The organism is Actinomadura fibrosa (assembly GCF_900659615.1).
Taxonomy (GTDB): domain Bacteria; phylum Actinomycetota; class Actinomycetes; order Streptosporangiales; family Streptosporangiaceae; genus Spirillospora; species Spirillospora fibrosa.
Genome location: NZ_CAACUY010000394.1, coordinates 1 through 5717 on the forward strand (window position 1 = coordinate 1; position 5717 = coordinate 5717).

Genomic DNA, 5717 nt, shown 5'->3' on the forward strand with positions numbered 1-5717 from the left:
CCGACGCGGTGACGCTCGGCGCCGACGTCCACTTCCGCGACGGCCGCTTCCAGCCCGACGAGCCGGAAGGGTTCGGGTTGCTGGCCCACGAGCCGCGCCTCGGGCAGCCCGATGTGCCGCCGCTCCCGCGCGAAGTGGCCGACCGCCTGCTCGGCGGCCTGCCGCGCCTCGGCGGGGACGTTGACCGACAGCAGCAGCCGGGCGCGGTCCAGCAGCACCTCGCCGACCTGCGAGCCGAGGTCGCGGAACCGGCGCTCGGCGAGCCGCAGGTACCGCAGCGCCTCCGGGACGTCCCCGCGCATCGTGGAGATCCAGCCCATGTTCTGGTGGACGAAGCCGAGCGACAGGCCGAGGTCGTGGCGGCGGCACAGCGCCTCCGCCTCGGCGAGGTCGGCCTCCGCGGCGCCGAACTCGCGTCGCCAGCCGCGCAGCACGGCCCGGTTGGACAGCATCCGGTGCAGCCACAGCTCGTCGCCCGCGCGCCGCAGCGCCGGGATCGCCGTCCGGTAGGCGGCGCTCGCCTCCTCGTGCCGGCCGAGGTGGCTGAGGATGGCGCCGCGCTGGGCGAGGGCCCGCGCGCGTGTCACCCCGGACGCGTCCCGCATCGCGATGCGGATCTCGCGCAGCGCCTGCCGGGGCCGTCCGCGGACGTTCAGCGTGAACGCGAGCCGGATCCGCGCCTCGGCGGCCAGGTCCGGCGAGCCCGCCCGCAGGGCCAGGCGCAGCGCGGCCCGCATGTGCGCGACCGCGGTGTCGAGGTCCTCCAGGTACAGCTTCGCGTCGCCGAGGGCCCGCTCGGCGGCCGATCCGAGCGCGGGGTCGCCGTCCGCGCGGGCCGTCCGCGCGAGCGCGGTCGCGTACCGGACCGCCCGCCGCGGATCGGCCTCGGCGAGGCGGAGCGCTTCACGGGCCGGGGAGCCCGGGTCCCGTCCGCCGGGGGCGCTCTCGTCCACCCCGACAGTGTTCGCCGAAGAAATTCGGATGTCGATGTATCAGACCGGTGACGGTCGTCTCCGAGGAAGAGAAGGCGAAGAGAAGGCAGGCACGGATCGAGGAGGCGAAGGCGTGGCCGACATCATCACCGGGCGGGAGTCCTACCGCGGTGACCAGCTCGCCGTGGAGCTCCACTACGTCCCGTACTTCCTCGACGAGCTGGAGACGTTCGGGACGCGGTGGCGCGTCGCGGACCGCAACGAGGCGCTCCGCCTGGCGCTGCTCGAACCCGAGCAGCCGGGCGCCGCGCTCATCACCGACCGGGCCGCCGACCGGCCCGCGATGGTCGCCCGCGCGCGGGCGCTGCGCCACAGGACCCACCCCGGCGCCGACCCCGGCACCGGCGGGGAGGACCCGCCCGACCTGGACGTGGTGCTGGCCGAGCTGCGCGACCGCGCCCGGCAGCGCTACCAGGGCTGGCCGGGTCCGGCGATCGGCAAGGTCCGCCTCGTCCACGACGTGCACGGCTCCCCCCACATCGGCGGCGACGGCGACCCGGTGCAGGCGACGCCGGAGGAGGCCGTCCTGCCGCCGCGCAGCCCGCGGGCCCGCCCGATCAGGCTCGGTGTGCTCGACAGCGGCATGTACGACCACCCGGCCCTGCGCGGCCGGTACCTCGTCGAGTCCGACGCCGCCCTGCCCGCGCGCCCACCGGACTGGACGGCGGCGCAGGGGCATGCGACGTTCATGGTCGGCGTCGCCTTGCAGAAGGCCCCGGACGCCGAGGTCGTCGTCCGGTCGGTGCTCGACCGCCTGGGCACCGCGTCGTCGTGGGAGGTGGCCAAGAAGATGGTCGCGTTCCGCGGCGCCGTGGACGTCCTCAGCATGTCCTTCGCCGCCACCACCCCGGACGGCGAGCGGCCGCTGATCCTCGGCCGGGCCGTCGAGTACCTGGACCCGGAGGTCGTCATGGTCGCCGCGGACGAGAACCGTCCCGGCCCGTCCGCCGCCGGCCGTCCGGACGCGCCGGCCCGGGAGGCGCTGGAGCCGTACACGCCGGGCTGGCCCGCCGCGTGCCACGAGGTCATCGGCGTCGGCGCCGACGACCAGGACGGGAAGAACGCGCCGTTCAGCCCGGACCTGCCGTGGATCTCGCTGCGCGCGCTCGGCGTCCAGGTCCCGAGCGCCTTCCTGGAGGGACGGGTCCGGTTCGTCCGGCTCAACCAGGAGGGGCAGGAGGAGGACCATGGCGGGTGGACCTTCGACGTCCCCTACGCGCGGTGGAACGGCTGCTCGATCGCCACGGCCAAGGTCGCCGGGGCGATCGCCGCGATCGCCTCGGACGACGGCGTCACCGCCCGCGAGGCGGCCGCGGCACTGCTGGACCCGCCCGCGCGCAGGAGCCCGGCCTACGAGCGGGTCACCGCCGACATCAGGGTGCCCTGAGCCTTGGCACGACGACCCCCGCGAACCCCGCGACGACCCCCGCGACGACCGCCGTACCCGACACCAGGAGGCGTCTCGTGCGAGACGATCCCACCGTGGTCGCACTGGTCAACCGGGCCGGTGCGGGTGACCAGGACGCCTGGAACGATCTGGTCGACCGGTACGCGCCGCTGGTGTGGTCGGTGTGTCGCCGGTTCCGGCTCGGCGCCGCCGACGCCGACGACGTCGGCCAGTCGGTCTGGCTGCGGCTCGTCGAGCACCTGCCGCGGCTGCGGGACCCGGCGGCGCTGCCGGGCTGGCTCGCCACGACCACGCGCCGCGAATGCCTGCGCGTCGTGCGGGCACAACAGCGGAAGGAGCGGATCGAGCAGCCCTTGGACACGTACATGACACCGGGCGAGCAGGACGCGCTGGTCGAGCACGAGGTGCTGGCGGCGGAGCGCAACATGCTCCTCCGCACGGCGTTCGGCCAGCTCCCGGAGCACTGCCGGCGCCTGCTCGCGCTTCTCATGCAGGACCCCCCCTTGTCCTACGCCGAGATAAGCGCCCGCCTGGACACGTCGATCGGGAGTATCGGGCCCACCCGCGCGCGGTGCCTCCAGCGCCTGCGCGACTGCCCGGCCTTCGCGGTCCTGGCCGATGCCGACAGTAGGGGAGGGTGAGCGGCATGTCCGTCATCTGGGACGACGACGACCAGTTGCTCGCGGCGCTGCGGGAGGCCGTGCACGAGGCCGAGCGGGTGCCCCCGGCCTTCGTCGAGGCGGGCAAGGCGGCGTTCACCTGGCGCAGCATCGACGCCGAGCTGGCCGAGCTCACCTTCGACTCCTCCGGCGCCTGCTCGCCGCGGGCGCCGACCCGCGCCGAGCCCGCCCCGCTCCGCAACCTGACCTGGGCGTCCAGCGACCTGACGCTGGAGGTGGAGGTCGACGGCGACGCGCTGCTCGGCCAGGTCGTGCCGCCGAGCCCGGGCGAGATCGACGTCTACGTCGCCGCGGCGTGCGTCGCGACGCGCCCGGTGGACGAGATCGGCGTCTTCGTCATCCGCCCCGTCCCCGCGGCGGCCTTCCGGCTGCACTACCGCTCCGGCACCGCGAGCATCCTCACCACGTGGATCAGGCTGCCGTGACCGTGCGGACCGCGGTGACCACCTGCGCGGTGTAGTCCATCGTGAAGCTCCCGCCGAACGCGTCGACGGCCTCCCCGATGTTCGCCAGCACCTCGTCGAGCTGAGCCCGGGGGAGGCTGGTGTGGGTGCCGGTCGTGGGGAGCTGGTCGAGCCACTCGTCCCGGGTGTAGGTCCGCTCCCAGCGGAACGACCACTGCTCCGGCTCGGCGAACCCGCCCGCGTCCCGGATCCCCCCGATCGTCTTCTCGGCCATCGCGGACATCCCCGCCAGGGCGGACGACCACGCGCGCGCGGCGAGCGAGCCCGGCATCAGCCGCTCGTAGACCTCGGCGAACGCCCCGGCCACCTCGGGCGGCACGACGCCCGCGTTCCAGAAGACGGCCAGCCGGCCGCCGGGCCGCAGCGCCTCGGCCGCCTTCGCCGGGCCGGCGACCGGGTCGATCCAGTGCCAGGTCTGGCCGGAGACGACCGCGTCGAACGTCCGGCCCGCCGGATCCCAGGACTCGAAGGCGGCGACCTCGACCTCCAGCCCGCGCCGCTGGGCGTAGGCGGCCATCCGCTCGTCGACGTCGACGCCGAGCACGGTGCAGCCGGCCGCCTGGAACTGCCGGGACGCGATGCCGGTGCCGCAGCCGGCGTCCAGGACGGCGGTGCCGGGGCTCGCGTCGACGATCCGGCGGACGAGGGCCTCGGGGTAGCGGGGCCGGGTGCGGTCGTAGCGCTCGGCGTCCACGCCGAACGACTCGGCCATCTCCCTGGCCCGATGGGAGTCGCGGACGGGGACGGGCCCCGATCCCGAAGGTAGAGTGGGCATGCGCCCACTATGAGTGGGCAGGTGCCCACTCGTCAACCGGGCGGGCACTCCGGAGGGGAAGGGGAGGAGTCCGATGCCGACCGGGGTCGCCATCCGCGACGTGCGCGAGCAGCTGTTCGACGCCGCCGAGCGCGTCCTGCTCCGGGACGGGCCGAGCGCGCTGACCAGCCGGGCGGTGACGGACGAGGCGGGCTGCGCCAAGGGCGTCCTGCACCGGCACTTCACCGACTTCGACGCCTTCCTCGCCGAGCTCGTGGCCGACCGCGCCGCCCGCGTCGGCGCCCAGGCCGCCGCCCTGCGCGACGCCGCCGGGACCGGCGACGTCGTCGGCAACCTCGCCGGCGCGCTGGCCGAGCTGTTCGGCGCGGTGGCCGTGGCGATCGTCGGCCTCATCACCTCCCGCGACGCCCTCCGCGCCCGGCTGCGCGAGACCTGGCCGACCGGCGTCCCCGTCCTCACCGAGGCGGTGGCGATGATCGCCTCCTACCTCGCGGCGGAGCGGGAGCTGGGCCGCGTCGCGGCGGGCACCGACGTGGACGCGCTCGCCGCCGCGCTGATCGGCGCCGGGCACCTGCTGTTCGCCGACCGGAAGGGCGTCCCCCCGGACGACGAGGACGTCCGCCGGGTCGTGGCCACGGCCACCGCCGCCACCCTGCGCTGAGCCCCGCACGGACCGTCGCACCTTGGCGGGGCGGTGCCTTGGCGGGGCGGCGCCTTCGTGAGATGCCGCGAGATCCCACCGGCGAACGGGACGCCGATCTAGCACGGATCACGATGACCCGATGACCGGCGCGGACCGATGCTTGTGGCCACCGGCCCATCGATCCAGGGAGATCCGTGTCCACGCGGGTACTCCGGGCCAGGCCATCGGGTCGGGCCTCAGCGCCGGCTGACGCCGCGGCCGGGTCCTGCCACGAGCCGCGCGGCCCCGGGTGTGCACACCGCCCGGGGCCGCGCTTCCCACTCGCGCTCACGTCCTCGGGGCGCCGGGGGAGTCCTGGCCGAGGATCGCGAGCATCCTGGTGATCTGCGCCGACCGCGAGCGCTCGACGGCGTCGGCGAGACGCCGGGTCCACGCGTCCTCGCCGCCGCCCGTCTCCATCCGGGCCATCTGGACGGCGTCGTCCTGGTGGGCGATGAGGAGGTTCAGGAACGCGCGCTCGAACCCGGCGGGCGGCGTCCGCTCCAGCGCCTCCAGCTCGGCGTCGGTGGTCTCGGGCATGCCGCCGTGCGCGGCGTGCCCGTGCGGGTCGGCGGTGGGCGGCCGGTGCCAGCCGCGCAGCCGGGCCGCCATCCGCCCGATCTCGCTGAGCTGCGTGGACTCGATCGCCGCCGCCAGCGTGGCCACCTCGGGCCGGACGGGGTGCCGCCGGGCCAGCCGCGCCAGCCGCACGCCCT

Annotated in this window: 6 protein-coding genes and 2 pseudogenes; 5 read left to right on the forward strand and 3 right to left on the reverse strand. The window is 75.6% G+C overall.

Annotated elements, in window-relative coordinates; genetic code table 11:
* Positions 1-8: 8 nt before the first annotated feature.
* A pseudogene (locus E1300_RS54125) lies at positions 9-53 on the forward strand (hypothetical protein); the annotation flags it as partial.
* A 480-nt stretch (positions 54-533) separates the two neighbouring features.
* Here E1300_RS54125 and E1300_RS54130 read toward each other — a convergent pair.
* Positions 534-737: pseudogene (locus E1300_RS54130) on the reverse strand (hypothetical protein); the annotation flags it as partial.
* Positions 738-1065: 328 nt separating this feature from the next.
* On the opposite strand from E1300_RS54130, the gene E1300_RS46990 reads away from it, so the two are divergent.
* From E1300_RS46990 to E1300_RS47000, 3 genes are all read left to right on the forward strand, one after another.
* On the forward strand, positions 1066-2379 hold the full coding sequence (locus tag E1300_RS46990; RefSeq protein WP_165503316.1) for a S8 family peptidase: 1314 nt from the start codon (positions 1066-1068) through the stop codon (positions 2377-2379).
* A gap of 77 nt (positions 2380-2456) precedes the next feature.
* Complete coding sequence (locus E1300_RS46995) at positions 2457-3041, forward strand: RNA polymerase sigma factor (RefSeq protein WP_207400403.1); 585 nt, start codon at positions 2457-2459, stop codon at positions 3039-3041.
* Between the two features lie 5 nt (positions 3042-3046).
* Complete coding sequence (locus tag E1300_RS47000) at positions 3047-3505, forward strand: hypothetical protein (RefSeq protein WP_131763749.1); 459 nt, start codon at positions 3047-3049, stop codon at positions 3503-3505.
* Here the strand turns inward: E1300_RS47000 and E1300_RS47005 are convergent.
* Positions 3492-4319, reverse strand: coding sequence for a class I SAM-dependent methyltransferase (locus E1300_RS47005; RefSeq protein WP_165503317.1), 828 nt, complete (start codon positions 4317-4319; stop codon positions 3492-3494). The two genes, E1300_RS47000 and E1300_RS47005, sit on opposite strands and share 14 nt — an antisense overlap.
* Before the next feature lie 73 nt (positions 4320-4392).
* Here E1300_RS47005 and E1300_RS47010 point away from each other — a divergent pair, with 73 nt between their 5' ends.
* Positions 4393-4980 carry a TetR/AcrR family transcriptional regulator gene (locus tag E1300_RS47010; protein WP_131763750.1) on the forward strand — a complete coding sequence of 196 codons (588 nt, stop codon included), beginning with the start codon at positions 4393-4395 and terminating at the stop codon, positions 4978-4980.
* A 309-nt stretch (positions 4981-5289) separates the two neighbouring features.
* On the opposite strand, the gene E1300_RS47015 is transcribed toward E1300_RS47010, so the two are convergent.
* Positions 5290-5717, reverse strand: a 428-nt coding sequence (locus tag E1300_RS47015) for a DUF305 domain-containing protein (RefSeq protein WP_131763751.1), incomplete at its 5' end; no start/stop codon positions are given.